The 24,189-nt window shown below is 67.0% G+C and carries 23 protein-coding genes and 1 pseudogene; 14 read left to right on the top strand and 10 right to left on the bottom strand.

All coding sequences use genetic code 11. From position 1 onward, the window contains the following. Window positions 1–196: 196 nt before the first annotated feature. Window positions 197–289: pseudogene (locus tag A5790_RS26225) on the top strand (hypothetical protein); the annotation flags it as partial. A gap of 12 nt (window positions 290–301) precedes the next feature. On the opposite strand, the gene A5790_RS14125 reads toward A5790_RS26225, so the two are convergent. Continuing rightward, window positions 302–1,006, bottom strand: a complete 705-nt coding sequence (locus A5790_RS14125) for a GAF domain-containing protein (protein WP_231987786.1) — start codon at window positions 1,004–1,006, stop codon at window positions 302–304. A gap of 251 nt (window positions 1,007–1,257) precedes the next feature. Between A5790_RS14125 and A5790_RS14120 the strand changes: the two genes are divergently transcribed. Continuing rightward, window positions 1,258–1,713, top strand: coding sequence for a hypothetical protein (locus tag A5790_RS14120; RefSeq protein WP_066845183.1), 456 nt, complete (start codon window positions 1,258–1,260; stop codon window positions 1,711–1,713). A gap of 31 nt (window positions 1,714–1,744) precedes the next feature. On the opposite strand, the gene A5790_RS14115 is transcribed toward A5790_RS14120, so the two are convergent. The 3 genes from A5790_RS14115 to A5790_RS14105 form a co-directional block, all read right to left on the bottom strand. After that, window positions 1,745–2,788, bottom strand: a complete 1,044-nt coding sequence (locus A5790_RS14115) for an NAD(P)-dependent alcohol dehydrogenase (RefSeq protein ID WP_066845105.1) — start codon at window positions 2,786–2,788, stop codon at window positions 1,745–1,747. A gap of 133 nt (window positions 2,789–2,921) precedes the next feature. Next, window positions 2,922–3,197 carry a YciI family protein gene (locus tag A5790_RS14110; protein ID WP_066845103.1) on the bottom strand — a complete coding sequence of 92 codons (276 nt, stop codon included), beginning with the start codon at window positions 3,195–3,197 and terminating at the stop codon, window positions 2,922–2,924. Window positions 3,198–3,207: 10 nt separating this feature from the next. Further along, entirely contained in the window at window positions 3,208–4,281 is a 1,074-nt protein-coding gene (locus A5790_RS14105) for an iron-siderophore ABC transporter substrate-binding protein (RefSeq protein WP_197696788.1), read from the bottom strand. Between the two features lie 199 nt (window positions 4,282–4,480). Here A5790_RS14105 and ctaD point away from each other — a divergent pair, with 199 nt between their 5' ends. Together ctaD and serB are read left to right on the top strand one after the other, a co-directional pair. Then, entirely contained in the window at window positions 4,481–6,226 is a 1,746-nt protein-coding gene (gene ctaD / locus A5790_RS14100) for a cytochrome c oxidase subunit I (protein WP_064398845.1), read from the top strand. A 12-nt stretch (window positions 6,227–6,238) separates the two neighbouring features. Further along, window positions 6,239–7,480: a phosphoserine phosphatase SerB gene (serB, locus tag A5790_RS14095; protein WP_066845098.1), complete on the top strand. Its 1,242-nt coding sequence runs from the start codon at window positions 6,239–6,241 to the stop codon at window positions 7,478–7,480. A 111-nt stretch (window positions 7,481–7,591) separates the two neighbouring features. On the opposite strand, the gene A5790_RS14090 is transcribed toward serB, so the two are convergent. Next, the gene (locus A5790_RS14090; protein WP_066845095.1) at window positions 7,592–9,034 is read right to left on the bottom strand and encodes a PLP-dependent aminotransferase family protein; all 1,443 of its coding nucleotides are present in this window, start codon (window positions 9,032–9,034) and stop codon (window positions 7,592–7,594) included. A gap of 64 nt (window positions 9,035–9,098) precedes the next feature. Here A5790_RS14090 and A5790_RS25990 point away from each other — a divergent pair, with 64 nt between their 5' ends. From A5790_RS25990 to A5790_RS14055, 8 genes are all read left to right on the top strand, one after another. Further along, window positions 9,099–9,254, top strand: coding sequence for a hypothetical protein (locus tag A5790_RS25990; RefSeq protein WP_197696786.1), 156 nt, complete (start codon window positions 9,099–9,101; stop codon window positions 9,252–9,254). After that, a complete protein-coding gene (locus tag A5790_RS14085) occupies window positions 9,247–10,065 on the top strand; it encodes a YitT family protein (protein ID WP_082961711.1) in 819 nt (272 codons plus the stop codon). The genes A5790_RS25990 and A5790_RS14085 overlap by 8 nt, the downstream gene beginning before the upstream one ends. Next, entirely contained in the window at window positions 10,023–10,865 is an 843-nt protein-coding gene (locus tag A5790_RS14080; protein WP_066845092.1) for an ABC transporter ATP-binding protein, read from the top strand. Before A5790_RS14085 ends, A5790_RS14080 begins: the two co-directional genes overlap by 43 nt. After that, window positions 10,862–11,707: an NUDIX hydrolase gene (locus tag A5790_RS14075; RefSeq protein ID WP_066845089.1), complete on the top strand. Its 846-nt coding sequence runs from the start codon at window positions 10,862–10,864 to the stop codon at window positions 11,705–11,707. The genes A5790_RS14080 and A5790_RS14075 overlap by 4 nt, the downstream gene beginning before the upstream one ends. Further along, a complete protein-coding gene (locus A5790_RS14070) occupies window positions 11,704–12,351 on the top strand; it encodes an enoyl-CoA hydratase (RefSeq protein WP_066845079.1) in 648 nt (215 codons plus the stop codon). The genes A5790_RS14075 and A5790_RS14070 overlap by 4 nt, the downstream gene beginning before the upstream one ends. Before the next feature lie 11 nt (window positions 12,352–12,362). Beyond that, window positions 12,363–13,370, top strand: coding sequence for a class I SAM-dependent methyltransferase (locus A5790_RS14065; protein WP_066845077.1), 1,008 nt, complete (start codon window positions 12,363–12,365; stop codon window positions 13,368–13,370). 2 nt (window positions 13,371–13,372) lie between these two features. Then, on the top strand, window positions 13,373–14,536 hold the full coding sequence (locus A5790_RS14060; RefSeq protein ID WP_066845181.1) for an SAM-dependent methyltransferase: 1,164 nt from the start codon (window positions 13,373–13,375) through the stop codon (window positions 14,534–14,536). Window positions 14,537–14,599: 63 nt separating this feature from the next. Further along, window positions 14,600–15,292 (top strand): esterase, encoded by a 693-nt coding sequence (locus A5790_RS14055; RefSeq protein WP_066845074.1) that lies wholly within the window; start codon window positions 14,600–14,602, stop codon window positions 15,290–15,292. Window positions 15,293–15,295: 3 nt separating this feature from the next. Here A5790_RS14055 and A5790_RS14050 read toward each other — a convergent pair whose 3' ends face one another. Together A5790_RS14050 and A5790_RS14045 are read right to left on the bottom strand one after the other, a co-directional pair. Beyond that, window positions 15,296–16,840, bottom strand: coding sequence for a sodium:alanine symporter family protein (locus A5790_RS14050; RefSeq protein ID WP_066845071.1), 1,545 nt, complete (start codon window positions 16,838–16,840; stop codon window positions 15,296–15,298). Window positions 16,841–16,973: 133 nt separating this feature from the next. Then, entirely contained in the window at window positions 16,974–18,278 is a 1,305-nt protein-coding gene (locus A5790_RS14045) for a PQQ-binding-like beta-propeller repeat protein (protein WP_066845068.1), read from the bottom strand. Between the two features lie 80 nt (window positions 18,279–18,358). On the opposite strand from A5790_RS14045, the gene A5790_RS14040 reads away from it, so the two are divergent. Next, window positions 18,359–19,096: an acyltransferase gene (locus A5790_RS14040; RefSeq protein ID WP_066845065.1), complete on the top strand. Its 738-nt coding sequence runs from the start codon at window positions 18,359–18,361 to the stop codon at window positions 19,094–19,096. 265 nt (window positions 19,097–19,361) lie between these two features. Continuing rightward, window positions 19,362–20,357 (top strand): IniB N-terminal domain-containing protein, encoded by a 996-nt coding sequence (locus tag A5790_RS26435; protein ID WP_066845062.1) that lies wholly within the window; start codon window positions 19,362–19,364, stop codon window positions 20,355–20,357. A gap of 63 nt (window positions 20,358–20,420) precedes the next feature. Here A5790_RS26435 and A5790_RS14030 read toward each other — a convergent pair whose 3' ends face one another. The 3 genes from A5790_RS14030 to A5790_RS14020 form a co-directional block, all read right to left on the bottom strand. Next, window positions 20,421–21,662, bottom strand: a complete 1,242-nt coding sequence (locus A5790_RS14030) for a glycosyltransferase family 4 protein (protein WP_197696784.1) — start codon at window positions 21,660–21,662, stop codon at window positions 20,421–20,423. Between the two features lie 100 nt (window positions 21,663–21,762). Continuing rightward, the gene (locus A5790_RS14025; RefSeq protein WP_369829787.1) at window positions 21,763–23,373 is read right to left on the bottom strand and encodes a 1,4-alpha-glucan branching protein domain-containing protein; all 1,611 of its coding nucleotides are present in this window, start codon (window positions 23,371–23,373) and stop codon (window positions 21,763–21,765) included. Continuing rightward, window positions 23,370–24,140, bottom strand: coding sequence for a bifunctional 2-polyprenyl-6-hydroxyphenol methylase/3-demethylubiquinol 3-O-methyltransferase UbiG (locus A5790_RS14020; protein ID WP_066845058.1), 771 nt, complete (start codon window positions 24,138–24,140; stop codon window positions 23,370–23,372). Before A5790_RS14020 ends, A5790_RS14025 begins: the two co-directional genes overlap by 4 nt. Window positions 24,141–24,189: the final 49 nt, after the last annotated feature.

The following is a 24,189-nucleotide window of genomic DNA, read 5'->3' as shown; positions in this document are numbered from 1 at the left end:
CGAAGAGTTCCCCGTGGTGGTGTTGCTGACCCTGAGCCGACGCATCGGCTCAGACATACACCGACCGGAGCCGTAATGCGAGAAGCTGCTGTGCCCACATTTTGCCCACATTCTTCCGGTGTTCGGGGGTATCTGGAGGTATCAGCAGATATGAATTATCGCTGTTAGCGCAGACTTTCACGCTTCTGAACACATAGCTGTGCAGAACCACGACTTCTTCTCGGGGTCGGGGTCGAGCTACGTGATCGGCAAGGCCGTCGTCACCGAAGACGAGGACTGGGACTTCTAGCCGGCTACGAGGTCAGTCCGGATTGACGCCGAACAGGCGCGCGCGCAGCACCATCACGAAGTCCTCCATCACCTGGACATGGCCGGGCATCCATTGGCGAGGCCTGGTATCCCAGGCGATGAGCGTGCCGATCGTGTGTCCCTGGGCGTCCGTCAGGGGGAAGCCCGCGTAAGCCACGACGACACCCTCCTTCACCGCCCAATGGTCGCGCAGTAGCGGTTCCTTCCGGGCATCGGCGACGACGAGCGGCTTGCCGGTGACGAGAACCTCGCGTCCGAGAGAACCCTTCAAAGGGCCTTGCCGTCTGACCGCCATTTCGCCGGTCAGACCGATTGCGCTGCACATGTACTGGGTGTCGCGATCGATCAGTGTCACCGCGGCTGACGGCACCCCGACCGCGGCCACCACCATGCCGACGATGCGGTCGAGGCTGCGGGCGCGTTCCGCGTTGAGCAAACCACTGTCATAGAGCGCGCGCAGTCGGTCGGGGTCGGAGATGACGGCACCCTCGGCAAGGGCTGTGACCGGGTCGTGCGTGTCCAGGTTCAACGTTTTGACGTGCGCCATGAGTTCGCGCACATCGCCCTCACCGCGGCGCGCCCGTTCGATGATCATCCGAGCGGCGACGGCGCGGCCGATGTATGTCTCGATGGATTCGCCGACCCTGTCTGCCTCCTCGATCAGAGCGGCATTCAGCCACTCGTCGAAGCCCGGCAACGTCGGCGCCATGGCGTCAACGCTACGCGCAGCAGGTGCGATTATCGCGCGTCGGGAAACGGCCTCCATTTCGTCGAAATCACACGGTAGCGCGTCAGGCAACAGCTTTATACCGGTCGCCAAGTGCCATCAGTGAAGGCGCTGTGACCGGTTGCACCCGCCGACTTCGTAGGAAATCGGCCTGTCACGATCAGCCCCGTGAGACGATTCCCGGCTGAAGGTAACGGCGTAGCACGACGGTGGAGACGGGCATGATTCGGCGGGCAGTGACGGCTTTGGGTGTCTCCATTCTCGGTGCGGTGGTCCTGGCGCCGCCGGCGGCTGCCGATACGGGACAGCTGGTGCTTCTCCAGTCGGGCACGATCCGTTGCCTGGTGAGTGCTGACGACGTGAAGCGCGGCGGTGGACCGATAGTGGTGTGTCAGCGTGTCGACGGCCAACCATGGGGTCAGGCTCCGTGGGAGACATCGAAATTCAACAACCGGCTCAACCTCGCCGTTGTGCGTGGCACCGGTCAAATGTACTGGGAGCGGGGCCTCGTCCCTGCAGCGAACGAAACCCCCGGCGGAGACATCGTCGTGGACGCTGGGCAGACATATCACATCGACGGCTGGACCATTCAAGACGAGAATCTGCGGACCCGCATCACTTATGACGCCACCGGTCACGGACTTTTCGTCAACGCCGGAGACGTTCGCCAATTCTGATCGCCCCTACGGCGTCTGACAACCGGTCCTATCAGCGCAGTGACTGCGTATCGATCACGAAGCGGTAGCGCACATCGCAGGCCACCACCCGCTCATAGGCCTCGTTGATGTAATCGGGTGTGATGACCTCGATTTCGGGTCGCACGCCGTGCTCGGCGCAGAAGTCGAGCATCTCCTGCGTTTCGGCGATGCTGCCGATCAGTGAGCCGGCGAGGCGGCGCCGTCCGGAGATCAGCGCGCCGGCGGGTACCGACATGGGCTGCTCCGGCATACCCAGCTCGACCATCGTGCCGTCGAGTGCGAGCAGTCCGAGATAGCGGCCCAAGTTGAGGTTGGCCGACACCGTGTTCAGGATTAGGTCGAACGATCCGCGCAACGTGGAGAACGTCTCCGGGTCAGAGGTTGCGTAGTACTCGTCGGCACCGAGGCGCAGCCCGTCCTCCATCTTCTTCAGCGACTGGCTCAGCACCGTCACATGTGCGCCCATCGCGTGTGCGAGCTTGACGCCCATGTGGCCCAGCCCGCCCAGACCGATGACCGCCACGCGGGTTCCTGGACCCGCATTCCAGTGGCGCAGAGGCGAATACAACGTGATCCCTGGGCACAGCAGCGGCGCCGCCGCGTCGAGCGGGAGGCTGTCGGGGATGCGCAGCACATAGTTCTCGTCCACCACGATCGCGCCGCTGTAGCCGCCCTGTGTCGGCTCACCGTCACGACCGATCGCGTTGTAGGTGCCGACCATGCCCTTGGCGCAGTACTGTTCCTCGCCCGCGCGACACTGCGCGCATTCGCGGCAGGAGTCGACGAAGCAACCGACGCCGACGCGGTCGCCGACCCTGAATCCCGTGACCTCCGAACCGACCTCGGTGACGATACCGGCGATCTCGTGCCCGGGAACCACGGGATAGTTCGCGCGGCCCCACTCGTCGCGGACGGTGTGAATGTCGGAATGACAGATGCCCGCGAAGTGGATGTCGAACGCCACGTCGTGCGGTCTGACCTCGCGTCGGGTGATGGTGGTCTTGACCAGTGGTTCGGATGCCGACGGTGCGGCATATGCGGCAACGGTGCTCATTACGACCTTCTTCTTTTCGTTCCGATCGACTATCGACAAAGCCGTCGCTGACACTGCGACCGGCCTGCAACGACCAACAGGGCCGCTTGCCCCGATGATTCCTGCCGAAGCTGTGAGTTTTCTCCCAGGCCCGCTAGAGACCGGTGGCCCGGAACGCCCCGTTGAACGACAGCCGTTCGTATCGCGCGACGCCGGCGGCCGTGTAGGGATCGCGGTCGACGACGTCCTGCGCCTGCTCGGCATCCATGTCGCCGGTGATCAGAACTGCGCCCGACTCGTCCTCCAGGCGGCCCGCCAACACGATCCGGCCGGCGCTGACCTCGTTCTTGAGCCATTCGAGGTGGGCGGGCCGGGTCTCGTTGACGACCTCGGGCGGTTGCAGATAGGTCGATTTCAGGACGTGGAACACGCCGACAACGCTAATTGATCGGAGCGTTGAGCCATTGCAGGTCGGCGAGCATGCCGCGTGCGGCCACGATGTTCTCCCCGGTCTGCCACACCTCGTTGTTGACCGCGAAGACCCGGCCGTCCCGCGTCGCGCCCAGCTTCTTCCACGCATCGCTCTCGAACACCGCGGGCGCGCGGTCGCGCGCAGACGGCGAGTCAAAGGACACGTAGACGATGTCGCCGTCGGCGATCGACAGGTCGGGATTGTCTCCGAGATCCGTGTCGGTGACTCCCACCTCGATGTAGGGCTTGTCGGTGAAGCGTTGTGTCACAGGGCGATCGACGCCGACATCGGCCAGCACGCTGCCCGGGAAGGTCTCGACGCCGAAGACGCGCATCGTGGTGTCGGTGAACTGCACGACCGACGCCTGGAAGTGGGTGGCGTCGTTGTCGGCGCCGGTCTTGTCGGCAGCGCGCTCGAATCCCTCGACTAACCCGTTCGCGGCGTCCTGTCGTCCGGTCGCGGCGCCCACGGTGCGCAGGTTGTCCTGCCACGCCGCGCCGGGCGGGCCGGAGAACACCGTCGGGGCGATGTCGGACAGTGGCCCGAAGGCTTCCGGCGTCAACGCCTGAGAACCGAGGATCAGGTCGGGTGCGGCTGCGCGGATGCCGTCGAGGTCCGGTTCGCTGCGGGTGCCGACGCCCGGCACGTCGTGGATGACCTGGCCCAGGTACGACGGCTGGCTATCGGAGCCGTCGGGCAGCGCCGCGGCCACGATCTGTGACTGCAGTCCCAACGCGCACAGAGCGTCGAGCTGGTCGCCGGACAGCACCACGATGCGCTGTGGGTCGGCGCGTACCAGCGTCTCGCCCGCGGCGTGGCGCACCATGCGCTCGGGGGGTCCCGGGTCCACCGGTGCCGGTTCAGCCGGACACGATTCGTCGGGGCGCCGCTGATTGCCCAGCACCCCGGCGCCGGCGATGCTCGTCGTGCTGGTGACGATCGTCTGCGGGGCGGCGGTGTCTGACGACTCCCCATCGGGGGACCCGCAGCCGCTCATCACGGTCATGCCGACCGCGGTCGCGAGCGCGGCCAGGCCCAGCATCCTGGCGGCGACGAGGGCCCTGCGCGCTCGGCCGATCAACACGTCGCCGACGGTAACATCCGGCCAGCTCCCGGGCCGAAAGCCGTGTGCTGGCCGATTACGACGCTTTGTAGGACCCCCGAGCATTCATGATCGGAGGCCCGCTAGGATTCATCGAGACAACCCCGGGATGTCCCGACCTGGATGTATGGAGGACCTGTTGGTAGCCGAAGCGCCCCCTATCGGAGAACTCGAGGTACGGCGTCCGTTCCCGGAGCGACTCGGCCCCAAGGGCAACCTGATCTACAAGCTCATCACCACCACCGATCACAAGATGATCGGCATCATGTACTGCGTCGCCTGCTTCATCTTCTTCTTCATCGGCGGGCTGATGGCGCTGTTCATGCGGACCGAGCTGGCGATGCCGGGACTGCAGTTCCTGTCCAACGAGCAGTTCAACCAGCTGTTCACCATGCACGGAACGGTGATGTTGCTGTTCTACGCGACGCCGATCGTGTTCGGCTTCGCCAACCTGGTGCTGCCGCTGCAGATCGGTGCCCCCGACGTCGCGTTCCCCCGGCTGAACGCCCTGTCGTTCTGGCTGTTCGTGTTCGGCGCCCTGATCGCGATCTCCGGTTTCATCACCCCCGGTGGTGCGGCCGACTTCGGCTGGACGGCGTACGCGCCGCTGAGCAACGCGATCCACTCACCGGGCGCCGGCGGTGACCTGTGGATCCTGGGTCTGGCCATTTCGGGTCTGGGCACCATCCTCGGTGGCGTGAACATGATCACGACTGTGGTGTGCATGCGGGCACCCGGTATGACGATGTTCCGGATGCCGATCTTCACCTGGAACATCCTGGTGACGTCGATCCTGGTGCTGCTGGCCTTCCCGTTGCTGACCGCCGCGCTGTTCGGGCTGGCGGCCGACCGGCATCTCGGCGCGCACATCTACGATCCCGCCAACGGCGGTGTGCTGTTGTATCAGCACTTGTTCTGGTACTTCGGCCACCCCGAGGTGTACATCATCGCGCTGCCGTTCTTCGGCATCGTCAGCGAGATCTTCCCGGTGTTCAGCCGCAAGCCGATCTTCGGCTACACGACGCTGATCTACGCGACCATCGCGATCGCGGCGCTGTCGATCGCGGTGTGGGCACACCACATGTACGCCACGGGTGCGGTGTTGTTGCCCTTCTTCTCGTTCATGACGTTCCTGATCGCCGTGCCTACGGGTATCAAGTTCTTCAACTGGATAGGCACGATGTGGAAGGGCCAGTTGACATTCGAGTCACCGATGCTGTTTTCGATCGGGTTCCTGCTGACGTTCCTGCTGGGCGGTCTGTCGGGCGTGCTGCTGGCCAGCCCGCCGCTGGACTTCCACGTCACCGACAGCTACTTCGTCATCGCGCACTTCCACTACGTGCTGTTCGGCACGATCGTGTTCGCGACCTACGCGGGAATCTACTTCTGGTTCCCGAAGATGACGGGCCGGTTGCTCGACGAACGGTTGGGCAAGCTGCACTTCTGGCTGACGTTCATCGGGTTCCACGTCACGTTCCTGGTGCAGCACTGGGTGGGCGACGAGGGTATGCCGCGCCGGTATGCGGACTACCTGCCGACCGACGGGTTCACCACGCTCAATGTCGTGTCGACCATCGGCGCCTTCATCCTGGGCATCTCGACGCTGCCGTTCGTGTGGAACATCTTCAAGAGCTGGCGGTACGGCGAGCCGGTGACCGTCGACGATCCGTGGGGTTACGGCAACTCGCTGGAGTGGGCGACGTCGTGCCCGCCGCCGCGGCACAACTTCACCGAGCTGCCCCGAATCCGCTCGGAGCGACCCGCGTTCGAGCTGCACTACCCGCACATGGTGGAGCGGATGCGCGCGGAGGCACACGTCGGACGCAGCCATGGGCCCGCGGACGGCGATGTGACCCGGCTGGACGACGCGAACGTTCGTACCTGACACGATTGCGGCATGACCGGTAAATCACGCGAACGCGCATCGCTGCTGATCACGGTCACCGGCCGCGACCAGCCGGGCGTGACCTCGGCGTTGTTCGAGGTGCTGTCGCGTCACCAGGTCGAGCTGCTCAACGTCGAACAGGTCGTGATCCGCGGCCGGCTGACCTTGGGTGTGCTGGTCGCGGGATCGGCGGAAGTCGCGGGAAGCGCCGAGCTTCGTGACGCCGTGACGGCGGCGATCCGCGAAGTGGGCCTGGACGTCACGATCGAACGCAGCGACGGCGAGCCGGTCATGCGGGAACCGTCGACGCACACGATCGTCGTCCTCGGTCGTCCGATCACCGCCGAGGAGTTCGGGGTGGTGGCCCGCGAACTCGCGCGGCTCGAGGTCAACATCGACACGATCGGTGGCATATCGGATTACCCGGTGACGGGATTGGAGCTGCGGGTCTCGGTGCCGTCGCGCGCGGTCTATGACGAACTGCAGCAGACGCTGGCGCGCGTGGCGGTCGCCCAGGAGATCGACGTCGCGCTCGAGGATTTCAGCCTGACGCGACGAGCCAAGCGGCTCATCGTTTTCGACGTCGACTCGACCCTGATCCAGGGTGAGGTGATCGAAATGCTGGCGGCCAAGGTGGGTGCCGAGGCCGCGGTCGCCGAGGTCACCGAGGCCGCCATGCGCGGCGAACTCGACTTCGCCGAATCCCTGCACCGGCGCGTGGCGACACTCGCCGGCCTGCCCGCGTCCGTGCTCGACGACGTCGCCGACCAGATCGAGTTGACGCCCGGTGCCCGTACCACGCTGCGCACGCTTCGGCGGCTGGGATACCACTGCGGCATCGTGTCCGGCGGCTTCCGTCAGGTCATCGAACCGCTGGCGCACGAGCTGATGATGGATTTCGTCGCCGCGAACGAACTCGAGATCGTCGACGGCAAATTGACCGGCCGGGTGATCGGCCCCGTCATCGACCGGGCCGGAAAAGCCAAGGCGCTCAGGGATTTCGCGCAGCAGGCCGGTGTGCCGATGGAGCAGACGGTGGCCGTCGGCGACGGTGCCAACGACATCGATATGCTCGCCGCCGCGGGTCTGGGTGTGGCGTTCAACGCCAAGCCCGCGCTGCGGGAGGTCGCCAACGCGTCGCTGAGCCAGCCGTACCTGGACACCGTGCTGTTCATTCTCGGTATCACGCGCGGTGAGATCGAGGCCGCCGATGCTGTCGACGGTGTGGTGCGCCGCGTCGAGATCCCCGACTGAACGGGGGCGTTTCGTGGGGCGCGAGCGACCGCATTTGTACGCGAAAATGCGGCGTGTCGCGGGACAAACACGGTCGCTCACGGACTGCGTGTGGGCCCACGCGGAGCTTCGCTAGACGACGACGGTCGTCGGCTCCGGCGCCGACAGCCCGGTGACGCTGCGCCACGCCCGCGAGAGCAGTTCCACCGCCTCACCCAACTGCTCCTCGGGTAGCGCGTACGGCACGCGGACGAACCGCTCGAGGGTGCCGTCCACCCCGAACCGCGGGCCCGCGGGCAGGTCGAGGCCCAGCCGGGAGGCCGCCGCCGATAGCGCCGTACTCATCGGGGCAGGCAGCCGCACCCACAACGACATACCGCCGGCGCCCGGGCCGGGCTCCCAATCGGGCAGGTGCTGACTCAGCAGCGACTGCAGATATGCGCGACGGCTGCGCAAGATCTCGCGCCGCTCTGGCAGCAACTCGTCGCGTCGGGCGAGAAGTCTTGCCGCAGCGTACTGTTCGAGCACTGCCGTGCCCATGTCGATCGACGGTCGCAGCGCGGCGATGGTGGCGATGGTGGCGCGCTCCGCACGGATCCAGCCGACCCGCAGCCCACCCCAGAACGACTTCGACATCGAGCCGACCGTCAGCACCAGATCGCGTCGCGACGTCATCTCGCCCGCAACCGGGCCGGGCGCGGGCTCGTCGAGCCACATGTCGAGGATGGTCTCGTCGATGACGGTGCGGGTGCGGGTCTCGGCGATGATGTGCGCCAGCTGTTTCCGGCCCGCGGCGGGCATGGTCATACCCGTCGGGTTCTGGTTGTCGGGGATCAGATACGCCAGCGTCGGCGACATCTGGTGCAGCGTGTTCTGAAGTGCGTCGAAATCCCAGCCGGTTTCGGTCATCGCGACCGGGACGGGGCGAGCGCCTGCGGTTGCGATCGAGGACAGCGCGCCGTGGTACGTCGGTTGTTCGACGAGTACGCGGTCACCGGGCTGAACATATGTCGTCAGGATCAGCCCGATGGCGTGCAGCGCCCCGGTGGTCACCATGATCTCGTCCGGCTCGGTGGAAAGCCCACGCTCGCAATACCTTTCGGCGATCACATGTCGCAGCGCCGGAACGCCGACGAGTTCGTGTCCCGGCGCGTGCAGATAGGGCGTGACGTCGCGGGTCGCCTCTGTGAAGGCCTCCATCACCGCGGCGGCCGGAGCCGACAACGCCGCCGCGGCCAGGCTCACCGACGCTGTGGCGGGCTCGACGCGCGCTGCAGGTGCGACGGGTAGCGCGGTGGTGCTGCGGGCGCCGCGGCGCGCGAGGAGATATCCGTCCTCCTGCAGCTGGGTGTAAGCGGCGGTGACCGTGGTGCGTGACACCCGCAGCGTGTCGGCGAGTGCGCGTTCGCTGGGCACGCGTGCGCCGACCGGAACACGTCCGTCGATGATCAGCAGACGAAGGGCGTCGGCCAGACCCTGGTAAACGGGTCCACTTCGACTGGAGGTGCGCCAGTTGCCCAACTCGCGGGCCAGAAGGTCCACATTGAGCGTTCGGGCGGGCGATTCAAGTGTCATTGCAGGCCAGTATCGCCTAACTGGCTATTGAAAGGCAAGCCAGTTAGAGCCAACGATGGAGCCCATGAGCTTAAACTGGATACCTCGCTTGAGTCGCCGCCTCGCCTCGACCCTGGCGTGGCAGCAGCCCGTCGCCCACGCTGACTACGTCGACCGCGACGCCGAACGCATGGCCCGCGAACTCGAACTCATCAAGGTGCGCTTCCCACACCATGCATAGAGGGGTCGTTCGCGGCCTGGTCCTTCTCGTCGGCTTGACCGGCTACGGCTTCTCGATGGCGGCCATGGTGCGCGCCGGGCTCGGATTGGATCCCTGGGACGTCTTCCATCAGGGTCTGTCCCGGCACACCGGGATGACGATCGGCGTGGCTTCGGCGGTCGTGGGCGTGGTCGTGCTGTTGGCCTGGATTCCGCTGCGCAACCGGCCCGGTGTGGGCACCGTGGCCAACGTCGTCGTCATCGCGATTACGGTCGACGCCGCGCTGTGGCTGCTGCCGACGCCCACGTCGCTGCCGGTGCGCAACACGATGATGGTGGGCGCGGTGGTGCTCAACGCGGTCAGCACCGTGCTCTACGTCGGCGCCGGCCTCGGACCGGGGCCGCGCGACGGGCTGATGACCGGCCTGGTCGAGCGCACCGGGTGGTCGGTGCGCGTTGTCCGTACCTCGATCGAGGCGACGGTGTTGGCGGTCGGCTGGCTACTCGGCGGCACGGTCGGCGTCGGGACCGTCGTCTATGCATTCGGGATCGGCCCGCTGGTGCAGTTCTTCTTGAGGGTCACGCCGGAGAGGGTGGTGGCGGCGAGCGGGTGGGCTTCCGTCGCCGAGGCTCGCCGCAGGCGCGCGACAACTTCCGTCGCCGAGGCTTGCCGCAGGCGCGCGACAACTTCCGTCGCCGATGCTCGGCGCAGGCGCGCGGGCGATTTGGGTGTGAAATCGATCGCTGGGCGAACGGAATCACGCCCAAGTCGCCTGTCTACGATGGGCGAGTGTCCACCACCGAAGGAGATCCAGCCGACCCCGACGTGCTGATCGACTTCGCCAAGGTGTCGTTGCGGCGCGGGGGCCAGACCCTGATCGGCCCCATCACGTGGGCGGTTGAACTCGACGAGCGCTGGGTGGTCATCGGTCCCAACGGTGCGGGTAAGACCTCGCTGCTGCGCATCGCGGCGGCGCTGGAGCATCCGTCGTCGGGGACGGCGTACGTGCTCGGCGAGCGACTCGGCCGAACCGACATGTCCGAACTGCGGTCGCGGGTCGGTCTGAGTAGTTCGGCGTTGTCGCAGCGGGTGCCCGACGGTGAGGTGGTGCGCGACCTGGTGGTCTCGGCCGGCTACGCGGTCCTGGGCCGCTGGCGCGAGGCTTACGACGACGTCGACTACGAGCAGGCGATCGACATGCTCGAAAGCGTCGGCGCCGAACACCTGGCAATGCGCACGTACGGCACTCTGTCCGAAGGCGAACGCAAGCGCGTGCTGATTGCACGGTCGATGATGACCGACCCCGAACTGCTACTGCTCGACGAGCCCGCCGCCGGACTGGACCTCGGTGGACGCGAGGAACTTCTGGCCCGGCTCGAGGATCTGGCCGAGGACGCGGACGCCCCGGCGATGGTTCTGGTGACCCACCACGTCGAGGAGATTCCGCGCGGTTTCTCACACGGATTGATCTTGTCCGAGGGCAAAGTGGTCGACTCCGGGCTGCTGCCCGACGTGCTGACCGCCGAGAACCTTTCCAAAGCCTTCGGCCAGGCGATCACGCTCGAGGTCGTCGACGGGCGGTACTTCGCGCGTCGCGCCAGGAGCCGGGCCGCGCACAGGAGACGAGCATGACCGAAGAACCACTGACGCCGAGGCCCGCCTCGACCGTGATGCTGATCCGCGACCAACGGAATGGACTCGCTCGAGGAGTTGAAGTTTTCCTCATGCGACGGCACTCGGCGATGGATTTCGTCGCCGGCGTGATGGTGTTCCCCGGCGGCGGTGTCGACGACCGCGACCGCAACGCCGACATCGACTGGTTCGGACCCGAACCCGATTGGTGGGCAGAGCGTTTGAACGTCGAGCCGAACCTGGCGCAGGCGCTGGTGTGCGCGGCGGCACGCGAGACGTTCGAGGAGTCCGGGGTGTTGTTCGCCGGGGCCGCCGACGATCCCGACGTCCTGGTCGATGACGCCTCGGTCTACCACGAGGCACGCGCCGCGCTGGTCAACCGGTCGCTGTCGTTCGCCGACTTCTTGCACCGCGAGAAGCTGGTGCTGCGCGCCGATCTGCTTCGGCCGTGGGCCAATTGGGTGACGCCGAAGGAAGAACGCACTCGCCGATACGACACCTACTTCTTCGTCGGCGCCCTGCCGGAGGGCCAACGCGCCGACGGCGACAACACCGAGACCGACACGGCAGACTGGATCACCCCGCAGCAAGCGCTCGACGATTTCGCCGCAGGCCGGACGTTCTTGCTGCCGCCGACATGGACCCAGCTGGACTCGCTCGCCGGCCACACCGTCGACGAAGTGCTTGCCGTGGAACGTCAGATCGTCTCCGTCACACCGCATCTCGCGGCGAACAAAGACACCGGCAACTGGGAGATCGAGTTCTTCGACAGCGGCCGGTACAACGCCGCCCGCAACCGCCGCAGCCCCGAGGGCTACGGATCCGGCGCGCGCCAGGCATGAGCGAGTTCGTCTCGGTCCACACCAGCGATGAGCGGCCCGGCATCGCCACGTTGCTGCTGTCGCGCCCGCCGACCAACGCCCTGACCCGTCAGGTCTACCGCGAACTGGTCTCCGCTGCGCGAACCATCGGCGACCGCGACGACATCCATTCGGTGATCGTGTACGGCGGCCACGAGATCTTCTCCGCCGGTGATGACGTGCCCGAACTGCGCAGCCTCAACGTCGAGGAAACCGACGCGGCAACACAGGCCTGCCGGGAGGCCGTGGACGCTCTGGCGGCCATCCCCAAACCGACGGTCGCCGCTATCACCGGTTACGCGTTGGGGGGTGGGCTGACGCTGGCGCTGGCGGTCGACTGGCGGGTCTGCGGCGACAACGTCAAGTTCGGTGTGACGGAGATCCTGGCCGGGCTTGTACCCGCAGGCGGCACCGCCCGACTGGCTCGCACCGTCGGCCTGAGCAAGGCCAAGGAGCTGGTCTTCAGCGGTCGGTTCATCGATGCCAAGGAGGCGCACGCGCTGGGCCTCGTCGACCAGATGGTGGCGCCCGACGGCGTCTACGACGCCGCGCTGGCCTGGGCACAACGGTTCGTCGGGCATTCGCCTCAGGTACTGGCTGCGGCCAAGGCGACGTTCGACCTCTAGGCTGCCCTGTTATGAGCTTTGAGGAAACCGACACTGTTTCTGATGTCGACGGCTCCGCGGCTCCGGTGCCGAATCCGCACGCCACCGCCGAGCAGGTGGAAGCCGCCCGCCACGACTCAAAACTGGCCCAGGTGCTGTACCACGACTGGGAAGCCGAGAGCTACGACGAGAAGTGGTCGATCTCCTACGACAAGCGCTGCGTTGACTACGCCCGCGACCTGTTCGACGCCACGGTTCCGTTCTCCGAGCAGCGCAAGCTGCCCTACGACCGGGCGCTGGAGCTCGGGTGTGGCAGCGGGTTCTTCCTGCTCAACCTGATTCAGGCGGGCGTGGCACGGCGCGGTTCGGTGACCGACCTGTCCCCGGGCATGGTCAAGGTCGCCACCCGCAACGGCGAGAACCTCGGCCTCGAGATCGACGGCCGGGTGGCCGACGCCGAGGGCATCCCGTGCGACGACGACACCTTCGACCTGGTCGTCGGCCACGCCGTGTTGCACCACATCCCCGACGTAGAACTGTCGCTGCGCGAAGTGGTGCGGGTGCTCAAGCCCGGCGGCCGGTTCATCTTCGCCGGCGAGCCGACGAACGCTGGGGAGAACTATGCCCGCCCGTTGTCGACGCTGACCTGGCGGGCGGTGACCAATCTGACCAAGCTGCCCGGACTCTCGGGATGGCGTCGCCCACAGTCCGAACTCGACGAGTCCTCGCGCGCAGCCGCGTTGGAGGCGGTGGTCGACCTGCACACCTTTTCACCGGGCGACCTGGAGCGCATGGCAAGCAACGCCGGCGCCGTCGAGGTCTCGACCGCGACCACCGAGTTCACCGCCGCGATGCTGGGCTGGCCGCTGCGCACCTTCGAGGCCGCGGTCCCACCCGGCCGATTGGGTTGGGGCTATGCGAAATTCGCGTTCCACAGCTGGATCGCGTTGAGCTGGGTCGACGCCAACCTTTGGAGCCGTGTGGTGCCGAAGTCCTGGTACTACAACGTCATGATCACAGGGGTCAAACCAGCCGCGTGACGGTGGCGTTCGGCGTCGAGGACGTCGACTATCTGCGCGGCCCTGCGGGTGTCGACGCTCTGCGGGAAACCGCCACGCTGCGGTTGACCGGTAACACGCTCGTCGCCGACATCGCTTCGGCGCGTAGGCGTTTCGGTGATCGAGCCGCCGTGCTGGTCGAGACCACGCTGCTGCGTCGCAAGGCGGCCGCCAAACTCTCGAATCCCGATGGTTGGTTGTTCACCGACGAAGCCCTGCAGCAGGCCACCGCCGAACCGGTCGCTCGGCACCGCGCCCGTCGGCTCAGCGGCGCCCGGGTACACGACGCGACGTGCTCGATCGGCACGGAGTTGGCCGCGCTCCGCGAATCGGCAGACGTCGTGATCGGCAGCGATATCGATCCGGTGCGCCTGGCGATGGCGCGCAACAACGTCGACGGTGTGGACCTCTGCCGCGCCGATGCCCTTCGGCCCATTACGAACGGCACGGTCGTCGTGCTCGACCCGGCGCGGCGCAGCGCCGGACGCCGCCGGTTCGATCCGCGTGACTACGCGCCCCCGCTCGACGAACTGCTCGATGTCTACCGCCGACACGACACCGTCGTGAAATGTGCTCCCGGAATCGATTTCGACGCCGTGAGGCGGTTGGGTTTCGACGGTGAGATCGAGGTGACGTCGCTTGCGGGCAGCGTGCGTGAAGCGTGCCTGTGGTCAGCCGGGCTCACCGAGGGTGGGGTCAGGCGTCGAGCCTCGTTGTTGGACACCGGCGAACAGGTCACCGACGATGAACCCGACGACTGCGCGGTGGCACCCGCGGGGAAGTGGATCGTCGACCCGGACGGTGCCATCGTGCGCGCGGGGCTGGTCCGCCACTACGCGGCACGGCACGGACTGTGGCAGCTCGACCCCGACATCGCCTACCTGTCGGGCGACCGGCTCCCGCCCGCTGTACGCGGCTTCCAGGTGCTCGACGAAGTCGCCTTCAGCGAACGGCGGTTGCGGCAGGTGCTTTCGGCGCGCGATGTGGGGGCAGCCGAGATCCTGGTGCGCGGCGTCGACGTCGACCCCGACGCGCTGCGCGCGCGGCTTCGCCTGCGCGGCTCACAGCAAGCTTCGGTGGTGATCACCCGCATCGGCACCGGAGGCGCAAGCCGGGCAACGGCATTCATTTGTCGTCCGTCGCGCTGAGCGTCCACGTATCCTTGCGGAGATACGCCGGTATCCGGACCGGCGCGGGCTGCGAGGACGTCGATGCGCAATTTCAGGTGGACCGCTCTGGTTGCGGTGGCCGCCGTCGCCGGCGCCGCCGCCATCCCCGCGGCCGCCGCCCAGCCGGGGTGTGCTGACCTGCAGGGCACGGTGGGGCCGGATCAGATATGCCGGGTGCACGTCGAAAAGCCGAACTACAGCTACGAATTGAGTTTCCCCAACGACTATCCCGACCAGGCGCCGCTGGTGGCCTACCTGACGCAGGCGCGCGACGGCTTCGTCAACGTCGCCGAGAACCCGGGCGCGGACGGGATGCGGTACGAACTCGACGCCGACGGTACCGGCTACCGATCGGGACCGCCGACCACCGGCACCCGCAGCGTGGTGTTCAGCGTCTGGCAGAACGTCGGCGGGGTGCGCCCGCAAACCTTCTACCAGTCGTTCAACTGGAACCTCGCCACGAATGCGCCGATCACCTTCGACACGCTGTTCAAGCCGGGCTCCGAGCCCATGGACGTGATCTACCGCGAGGTCGATCGATACCTGGAGAGGCAGGGCCTCATGGCCCCGGTTCCGCCGGGCCAAGGCACCGATCCCGCGAACTACCAGAACTTCGCGGTGACCGACGACTCGTTGATCTTCTTCTTCAGCCAGGGCGGGCTGTTCCCCGAATCGGCGGGCCCGGTTCAGGCGACGGTACCGCGCGCGGCGGTCGCGCCGATGCTCGCGCTGTAAGGCTCAAGTCCGCACCGATTCCCGCTCCTTGCCGGCGAGCGGGTCGTAGTTCTCCCAGAACGTCGCACCGGTGATCTCCAGCGCGCGGGGGTCGAAAATGGGATCCAGTCCGGCCTTCTTCTGCTTCTCGTAATCCCACAGTGCCCGGTAGGCCGGTTGCTGGAGGATCAGGATGCCGACGATGTTGAGCCAGGCCATCAATCCGACACCGATGTCGCCGAGGACCCACGCCTCGGTCGCGGTCGACACCGCGCCGAGGATGACCGACACCAGGATCAGCGCCTGCAGCGCCATGGTGAGGTTCGATCCCACGGTCCCGCGGATGACCGGCATCGACACCGTCGAGAAGCGCCCGAGCAGGAACCGCAGGTTGGTCTCGGCCATGTAGTAGTACGCCACGATCGTCGTGAAGCAGAAGAACGCCAATGACACCGCGATGAAGGTCGATCCGGCGCCGCTCCAGAGGGTGTCGAAGCCGGCCTGGGCGTAGGCGGGACCCACCTCGACGGTGGTGGCGAGCAGACCACCCTCGGCGATCACCGGGCCGGTCTCACTCTCGCCCCCGAAGACGCGGTAGGCGCCGGTCGACAGGATCAGGAAGCCGGTGGCCGAGCAGACGAACAAGGTGTCGACGTAGACCGCGAACGCCTGCACCAGGCCCTGTTTGGCCGGATGCGACACCTCCGCGGCGGCCGCCGCGTGCGGGCCGGTGCCCTGCCCGGCCTCGTTGGAGTAGATGCCGCGCTTGACGCCCCACATCACCGCCGAGCCGATGATCGCGCCGAACGCCGAATCCAGGCCGAACGCGCTGGCGAACACCATCTGCAGCACCTCGGGGACCCGCTCGGCGTTGACCATTACGACGACGAGGGCCAAGGCGATGTAGACGACGGCCATGAACGGCACGACGATCGAGGCGAACGCCGCGATGCGCTTGACGCCGCCGATGATGACGAACGCCAGCACGATCACCGTGCCTGCACCGACCCACCACTTGTCGAAGCCCCACGCCGACTCCATCGCCGATGCCATCGAGTTGGACTGGACGCTGGGCAGCAGCAGCCCGCACGCCAGCACGGTGACCGCGGCGAAAATCAGACCGTAGACCTTGAAGGCGCCGGCGGCGCGGGTGTGGGCCAGCGCGCGGCTCAGATAGTAGGCGGGCCCACCGCGGTATTCACCGGTCAGCGGGTCGCGGGTCTTGTAGATCTGCCCGAGGGTGCACTCGACGAAAGACGTCGACGCGCCGAGGAAGGCCATCGCCCACATCCAGAACAGCGCACCGGGACCGCCGAACGCGATCGCGGTCGCCACGCCGGCGATATTGCCGGTGCCGATCCGCCCGGCCAGCGACATCGTGAGCGCCTGAAACGACGACACCCCCGACGGCGACTTCTCGCCCTTGAGCATCAGCCGGACCATCTCCCGCACCTGGCGTACCTGCACGAACCGGGAGCGAACAGAGAAGTACACACCTGCGGCCAGGCACAGATAGACCAGCGAGTCGCTCCATACGTAACCGTTGACTGCGTCGAGGAACTCGGACAATCCGTCTCCTTAGCTCGGGTGCGCCCGCAGGCGCCTCACTGGGGCCATACGCGCACGGTGGCATGCTGGCATGCCCGCGCGCTTCGTATGTTTCGTTGCGGTGACAAATGCGATTCGCGACCGGTGCCGTGCACTACGCCGGTGCGAAGCCGTACACCATGCCGTCGCTGGTGGCGGTGACCACGCGGCGGTCCTTTCCGATGGAGACGCCGACCGGCCAACCCGTCGCCCTGGGCAGCGGATAGCTGTTGAGGGTGCGCCCGTCGGCGGGATCGAAGACCAGCAGCGCCTGTCCGTCGTCCTCCCCGTCGCCGTTGCGCACGACGGTGTAGGCGAGATCGGCGCCGGATCGACTCGAGGTCGTCAGCGGCGTGACGTCGTCGCGGGTCCACTGCACCTCGCCGCGGTCGCCCTCGTCCCTGATGCCGGTCAGCTTCGCCCCGGGCCCGCCGCCGGCGACGATCAGCCCGTCGGGTGACACGGAGGGCGGGGTTTGGGCGAGGTAGTCGAGCGGCACCGACCACTTTGCCTTGCCGTCGGCGGCGTTGAGCGCCCATAGCCGGTCGTCGCGTCCGTTGACGTAGACGGTCGATCCGTCGGCCGAAAACACCGGGCTGGCAAGGGGTCCGCCGCCGGCGGCGTCGCTGGTCCACTCGCGGGTCAGAAACGGCGACTGCCCGGGCCGGTAGCGCAGGCCCACGAGGATGGGCGCGTCGGCACCTGGCTCCCACAATGAGAGGACGACGGTCCCCGTGGCAGAGGCGAACGCCGGCGCGGCGGCCACCGGGCAGCGCGGGCGGGCCGGCCGGCAGTCGGCGAGGCCGCGCTCGGAATCCTTGGGGTCGACGCCGGCGACCAGGTCGATCGGGCTGCCTTCGACCGTCCCGCGGTGGGCGTCGAAAACCAGCACCTGACCCAGGTGCGTCACGACCAGCAGGTGACCCGGGCTCAGGATCCGCGCTGTGGTCGGCATCCCGATGACCGGTTGACGCCAGCGGATCCACTGCGTCGGGGGGAACGACAGCATGGCGCCGGGCTGTCCGATGTAGAGGTTGTCGAAGCCGTCGAACAGAGGACTGGACGCGCCCCCGCCCTGTACGAGGCGCGTGCACCAACGCTGCCGCGCCTTGTTGTCGGCCTCCCACACCATCAGCGAGCATCCGTCTGGGGTCTGCGCGTTGACGGCCAGATAGCTGCCGGTGCCGAGTGCCACCGCCGCGGCGAGGTCACCCTTGACCGACCTCATCCATTCCAGGCGCAGCGTGTCGGCACCCGCCACCGGTTGGTAGCTGCTGTTGGCGGCATCGCCGTATTGGGCGGCCCAGCCGTCAGCGGCCTTGGCCTCGACCCAGGAGGTGGTGTCCTGGCAGCCCGCCAGGGTGGCCGTGATCAGCGCCGTCAGTAAGGACACTGCCAGCACGGTCAATCGCCGGAACACTCGATCCTTCCCGTTTCTCGTCATCGGTCCACGTGAGGGTAACCGTTGCCGATTCGGACGCTCGCGTAGGCTTTCCGGCCATGACGACCATGTGGGGCGCGCCGCTGCACAAGCGCTGGCGAGGGTCGCGATTGCGTGACCCGAGGCAGGCGAAGTTCCTGACCTTGGCGTCGTTGAAATGGGTGTTGGCCAACCGCGCCTACACCCCGTGGTATCTGGTGCGGTACTGGAGATTGCTGAAGTTCAAGCTGCGCAATCCGCACATCATCACCCGCGGGATGGTCTTCCTCGGTAAGGGCGTCGAGATCGAGGCGACGCCGGAGCTGTCGACCATGGAAATCGGCCGCTGGGTGCACATCGGCGACAAGAACACGATCCGCTGCCACGAGGGTTCGCTGCGGTTCGGCGACAAGGTGGTGCTCGGCCGCGACAACGTCATCAACACCTACCTCGACATCGAGCTGGGTGATTCGGTGCTGATGGCCGACTGGTGCTACATCTGCGATTTCGACCATCGTATGGACGACATCAACGTGCCGATCAAGGACCAGGGAATCGTCAAGGGGCCGGTGCGAATCGGGCCAGACACGTGGGTGGGTGTCAAGGTCACGGTGTTGCGCAGCACCACGATCGGGCGTGGTTGCGTGCTCGGATCGCACGCGGTCGTGCGCGGCGACGTGCCCGACTTCTCGATCGCCGTCGGTGCGCCCGCGAAAGTGGTCAAGAACCGCCAACTCGCATGGGAAACATCGGCGGCGCAGCGCGCGGAACTGGCCGCGGCCCTTGCCGACATCGAACGCAAGAAGGCCTCCCGCTAGCGCGCACTCTGGTTTCCGCGAGCGCGCGTGTCTGCATACGCCACGCCGCTGAAATTCAACAGTTTGCGCACGCTCGTCGCCGTTCGGCGACCGCGAACTGCTCACAGAGAACCGCCCCTAATCCCCTAATAGGGGTCTGGGTTGACCCTGCATCCGTCCACCGCAGCGAGGGGGCTTCGGCCCGTTTTCGGGATATCCGCGGATTCGTAACGTTCGCATCAGTTCGCCGGAGGTCGGCGACCAGACATCCGAAAGGACCACTGAGATGAACGTAATCGACTGGATTCTGAACCTGTTCCGTGACGAGGTCTCGGCTCAGGCCTTCGTCGACGATCCAGAACGGGCCATGTGCGGTGCCGGCGTGCAGAACGCGTCCGCAGCCCAACTGCAGCACGCCGCCGCGGCCGTGGCGCCTGCGGCGGTGGTGCACGGGGGTGGTGATCCGGTGGTGGGGCTGCAGCAGGCGGTGGCCCAGACGCACGGGATCGCGTTCACCCCGCAGCGGCAGACCGAGGTGTTGTCCAACAACGACACCCTCAGCCATAACGACACCCGGTTCCTGAGCCCGGAGACCAACACGGTCAACCACGCCGGTGAGGATCAGCAGCAGGGTATCGGCAACTTCGGGCTGGAGTTCGGTGACATCACCTTCGGTGACAAGACCACCAACACCGCCACCGACGGCGGGGTGGTCAACACCGGCACCGCAGGCGATATCGATGCCACCAACGTCGAGGGCGACGGCAACGTCGTCGGCGATGACAACGAGAACGTCAACACCGGTGATATCGAGGACTCCAACGTCAACATCGGTGAGGACAATGAGATCGACGACAGCGGAGACCAGACCGCCGGCGGCGACATCATCTCCGACAATGACGGCCCGGTGATCAACGATGTCGACATGAGCGGTGGCAGCGGCGGCAGCGCCTCGGGCGGTGACGGCGGTGGCGGCCTGATCGGGGTCGGCAACGACGGCGGCAACGCCACCGGTGGGGCCGGCGGCTCGGGTGGCGGGATCGTGATCAACGACAACGACACGACCACCACCAATGTCGATGGCAACCAGACCAATGTCGGCGATATCGACGGCAGCGTGACCGGCGGCATCTCGGGCGGGTCGAGCATCGAGGACAACTCGGTGGACAACTCGGTCGACAACTCGGTCGACAACTCCGGACAGGACAACTCGACTGACAACTCCGGTCAGGTCAACACCGACGTCGATGTGGACACCACCGTCGACACCGGCCTGTTCTGAGCCCAACCACACAACGCCACTGGCGGGGATCAATCCACGATCCCCGCCAGTCGGCACGTCTGATCAGCGGCCGGGCAGGGCGTGTTCGATGATGGGTCGGCGCCGATGTGGTTCGCGCTCACGGCGTTTGGCGGCCAGGTACACCTGCGCGGTTTCGTCTGCGATCGCGTGCCATTCGAACTGCGAGGTGAGCCGCTCGCGGGCGGCGATCGCGCGTTGCTGGGCGGCGTGCGGGTCGTCGAGAACCAAGCGGACAGCCGCCGCCAGGCGCGCGGTATCGCGTGGCGGAAAGGACATTCCGGTTTCACCGTCGATGACCGCCTCGCCCAACCCGCCGACGTTCGAGGTCACCAAGGGGATTCCGGTCGCCGCAGCTTCCAGTGCGACGATGCCGAACGGCTCGTAGTGGCTGGGCAATACGGCTGCGTCGGCGGTGTGCAGCAGGTTCACCAACGCGTCGTGGTCGAGGTGTCCGGCGAACGCGGTCGCCTTGAGCACCTTGTGCTTTCGCGCCTGCTCGACGAGCCAATCGAGCTGGGTGCCCTCGCCGGCGATCGTCAGCGTGGTACCGGGGTGGGTGCGCCTGATTCGGGGTAGCGCGGCGATTGCGTCGTGGATGCCTTTCTCATACTCGAGCCGACCGAGATACAGCAATCGGGCAGGTCCGGTCCGGGGCTTGCGTTGAGCGAATGGCCAGCGACTGCAGTCGATCCCGTTGCGGATGACATACGACTCGGCCAGGCCCGGCCCGAAGAGCTCCGAGACCTCATCGCGCATCGAGGCCGAACAGGTGATCAGCGAATCGGATTCGCGCACCAACCACGATTCCACCGCGTGGACCTGTCTGCTGATGCGGCCCGACACCCACCCGGAATGTCTGCCGGCCTCGGTGGCGTGGATCGTGGATACCAGTGGTACATCGAAGAATTCGGCCAGGGCGATCGCGGGATGTGCGACCAGCCAGTCGTGTGCGTGTACGACGTCGGGGCGCCAAGGGCGGCCGCGTCGCGACTTCAGCGTCAAACCGGTTCTGACCATCGCGTGGCCCATCGCCAACGTCCAGGCCATCATGTCGTTGCCGAAATCGAACTCGTGCGGATCGTGCGCCGCCGCGACCACGCGCACGCCTTCGGCGATCTCGTCGGTGGTCGGATGCGTGGCGGGGTCGGTGTTCGACGGTCGCCGGCTCAGCACGACGACCTCGTGGCCCGCTTCGGCGAGCGCGGTGGCGAGATGATGGACGTGCCTGCCGAGTCCGCCGACCACGACCGGCGGGTACTCCCACGACACCATGAGGATCTTCACGGTCGCTGACTCCTGTGCGAGTGACCGGAAAATGTACACGCGGAGCGGCGTGTCGGTGTGCAAACACGGTCGCTCGCGGAAGTGAAGGCTGGGGGTGGGGTCATCGCGGTAACCGCCGGGCGTCCAGCGCGCCGAACAGACCGTCGGCACGATTCCAACCGGCGGCCAGACGCTGTGCATGCTCATGGCGACCGGACGCCGCGGCGTCGGCGATCTCGCGGGTGGCGTGGGCGTGCAGATGCGCCCGGTAGCGGGCATAGTCGGCCGCGGAGTCCTTGCTGACCATGAACGGCCAGTCGCTCGAAACGGTCAGCAGCGTCTCGCGCAGGATCTGGTCGGCGACGAAGTTGCGTGCCGGCGGAGCGTCGGTCTCGCCGAGCGCCTTATCGACGGTCGCCAGCGCGGTGTCGACGACCTCGGTGTTCAACTGGACCAGATCGGCGACCTGCTCACCGGCCCACACCTGCCAATCCTTGCCCGAACCCCATGAGCTGGGCGGCAATTCGACAGGCGAGCCGACGAAACTGTCGGCCTTGGCGTCGCTCAGCGTGCCGAGGCGCACACCGGCCTCCGGCAGCGCCCGCAGCACCCGTTCCAGCCACACGGGGCCCTCGTACCACCAGTGGCCGAACAACTCGGTGTCGAATGCGGCGATGACGTGTGCGGGGCGCCCGATGCGTTCACTCTCGTCGCACAGTCGCTGCCGGACCACCGCGACGAAATCGGCGACGTGGGCGTCGATCGCGCGGTCGGCGCGCTCGGGGTCGTATGGCGCCTTGGCCTCTGACGGCACATTGCGGCCCGTCACCCGAGCCGGCTTGAGTCCGGTGGTGTGGTCGTAGGTGTGGAAGTCGCGGTAGGCGGCGTGCCCGGGGTAGCCGGACTTCGGCGACCACACCCGATAGCTGACGTGAAGGTCCCGACCGAAGGCCACCACGTCGGACGATCCGACGGGACGGCCGAGCGCGGTGTCGCCGTGCAGGGACGGCCCGTCGACCATGAAGTGGCCGACACCGGCTGCGGCGTAGTCGGTTTCCATGCCTGGCGCGTAAGCGCATTCCGGGGCCCAGATGCCGACGGGTGTGTGCGCGAACCGCAGGCGGGCATCGGCGAGCCCCTCGTGCAGCGCGAATTCCCGCAGCCGCGGGTTGAGCAGCGGCTGGAACGGATGCGCAAGCGGACCGCCGAGCAGTTCGATGGTTTCGGCGTCGATCACCTCGCGCAGCAACGGACTGCCGCCGTGCGCCCACAGCGTGGCGAAGTCCTCGATGGCCTGCTCGGCCTCGGCGTGCTCGCGAACACCGAACTGGCGCAACGGATCACCGAGAGTGGTCGCCTCGAGCGCGCGCAGCTGCCAGTTCGCCAGCCAGTGGTGCATCCCCGTCAGGCAGTACGGGTCGTCGAGTTGTGCGGTGACCACCGGCGTCATGCCCAGCGTCAACTGGTGGCGGCGGCCTTCGGCCGCCAGCGTGCGCAGCACCCGCATCAGCGGGAGGTAGCACGCCGACCACGACTGGTAGAGCCACTCCTCGCCGACGGGCCAGCGGCCGTGATGAGCCAGCCAGGGCAGGTGGGTGTGAAGAACGAGCGTGAAGAGGCCCGGAGCCGGGTCGCCGGCGACATTGGACCGGGGAGCCGGGTCGCCGGCGACATTGGACCGGGGAGCCGGGTCGCCGGCGACATTCAGCCCCGGGGGGTCGCCGGATGTCACGGCCGCACCGCGATCGCGACCAGATCGAGGCTGTCGTCGATGTTCCGATCGCGCGCGTCGACCAGATCGAAGTCGTCGCTGCGCACGGAGGCCACGTCGGCGAGCAGATCCTCGGGCCAGGGCGCATCGGCGATTGCCCGCGCGATCTGGGCGTCTATGATCGAGCCGCCGTGTCGGGCGTCGAGTTCGACGAGCCGCGGCCCGTGAAAGACCCCGTGCACGCCTTCGACCGCGAACCCTTCGGTGGTGAGCAGTTCGGTCAGCTCGGCGGCGTTGAGTTCGCGGGTGTGGAACGGGTTGATCGGGGTGTCGCGGCCGGGGGAGAACGTGATCCGGTTCGGTGTCGACATCAGCAGAGACCCACCCGGACGCAGCACACGCAGGCATTCGCGCACGAATTGCCCCTGATCCCAGAGGTGTTCGATGACCTGGAAGTTCACGACGACGTCGACGGAGCCGTCGGCGAGCGGCAACTCGGCCAGATTGCCCTGGCGCATGTCCACGCGCGGATACCGCGCACGGACGTGGGCGACCGCTGTCTCGTCGTAGTCCAGGCCGATCACGCGGCGGGCGACCTCGGCGATCAGGTTGGCCCCATAGCCCTCACCGCAGCCGGCCTCGAGCACGTCGCGATCCGCGCAGCGGTCGGCCATCTGCTCGTAGACGACCTCGTGGCGGCGGAACCAGTAGTTCTCCTCCGCGAGTCCCGGAACCGTGCGTTCCCCGGTGAGGGGGAGGTCGGGTCCATCAGTAACAAAAGCGCTCATTGGAAGGCAGGCTAACGTGAAACGGCCCACAGACGAATGGTTCACCCCC

Origin of the sequence: Mycobacterium sp. 852002-51152_SCH6134967, from assembly GCF_001667105.1 — a bacterium.
In the GTDB taxonomy this organism is placed as follows: Bacteria; Actinomycetota; Actinomycetes; order Mycobacteriales; family Mycobacteriaceae; genus Mycobacterium; species Mycobacterium neumannii_A.
The sequence above is the reverse complement of the archived record's forward strand: the minus strand, read 5'-3'. Positions and strand labels throughout refer to the sequence as shown.

What these genes read in the sequence shown, in the direction of transcription:
- A5790_RS14085 (WP_082961711.1), top strand. Translation starts at nt 9,247, where the DNA reads ATGCATAGAGGGGTCGTTCGCGGCCTGGTCCTTCTCGTCGGCTTGACC.
- A5790_RS26435 (WP_066845062.1), top strand. Translation starts at nt 19,362, where the DNA reads ATGAACGTAATCGACTGGATTCTGAACCTGTTCCGTGACGAGGTCTCG.
- serB (WP_066845098.1), top strand. Translation starts at nt 6,239, where the DNA reads ATGACCGGTAAATCACGCGAACGCGCATCGCTGCTGATCACGGTCACC.
- A5790_RS14075 (WP_066845089.1), top strand. Translation starts at nt 10,862, where the DNA reads ATGACCGAAGAACCACTGACGCCGAGGCCCGCCTCGACCGTGATGCTG.
- A5790_RS14020 (WP_066845058.1), bottom strand. Translation starts at nt 24,140, where the DNA reads ATGAGCGCTTTTGTTACTGATGGACCCGACCTCCCCCTCACCGGGGAA.
- A5790_RS14065 (WP_066845077.1), top strand. Translation starts at nt 12,363, where the DNA reads ATGAGCTTTGAGGAAACCGACACTGTTTCTGATGTCGACGGCTCCGCG.
- A5790_RS14115 (WP_066845105.1), bottom strand. Translation starts at nt 2,788, where the DNA reads ATGAGCACCGTTGCCGCATATGCCGCACCGTCGGCATCCGAACCACTG.
- A5790_RS14055 (WP_066845074.1), top strand. Translation starts at nt 14,600, where the DNA reads ATGCGCAATTTCAGGTGGACCGCTCTGGTTGCGGTGGCCGCCGTCGCC.
- A5790_RS25990 (WP_197696786.1), top strand. Translation starts at nt 9,099, where the DNA reads ATGAGCTTAAACTGGATACCTCGCTTGAGTCGCCGCCTCGCCTCGACC.
- A5790_RS14070 (WP_066845079.1), top strand. Translation starts at nt 11,704, where the DNA reads ATGAGCGAGTTCGTCTCGGTCCACACCAGCGATGAGCGGCCCGGCATC.
- A5790_RS14090 (WP_066845095.1), bottom strand. Translation starts at nt 9,034, where the DNA reads ATGACACTTGAATCGCCCGCCCGAACGCTCAATGTGGACCTTCTGGCC.
- A5790_RS14105 (WP_197696788.1), bottom strand. Translation starts at nt 4,281, where the DNA reads ATGCTGGGCCTGGCCGCGCTCGCGACCGCGGTCGGCATGACCGTGATG.
- A5790_RS14120 (WP_066845183.1), top strand. Translation starts at nt 1,258, where the DNA reads ATGATTCGGCGGGCAGTGACGGCTTTGGGTGTCTCCATTCTCGGTGCG.
- A5790_RS14040 (WP_066845065.1), top strand. Translation starts at nt 18,359, where the DNA reads ATGACGACCATGTGGGGCGCGCCGCTGCACAAGCGCTGGCGAGGGTCG.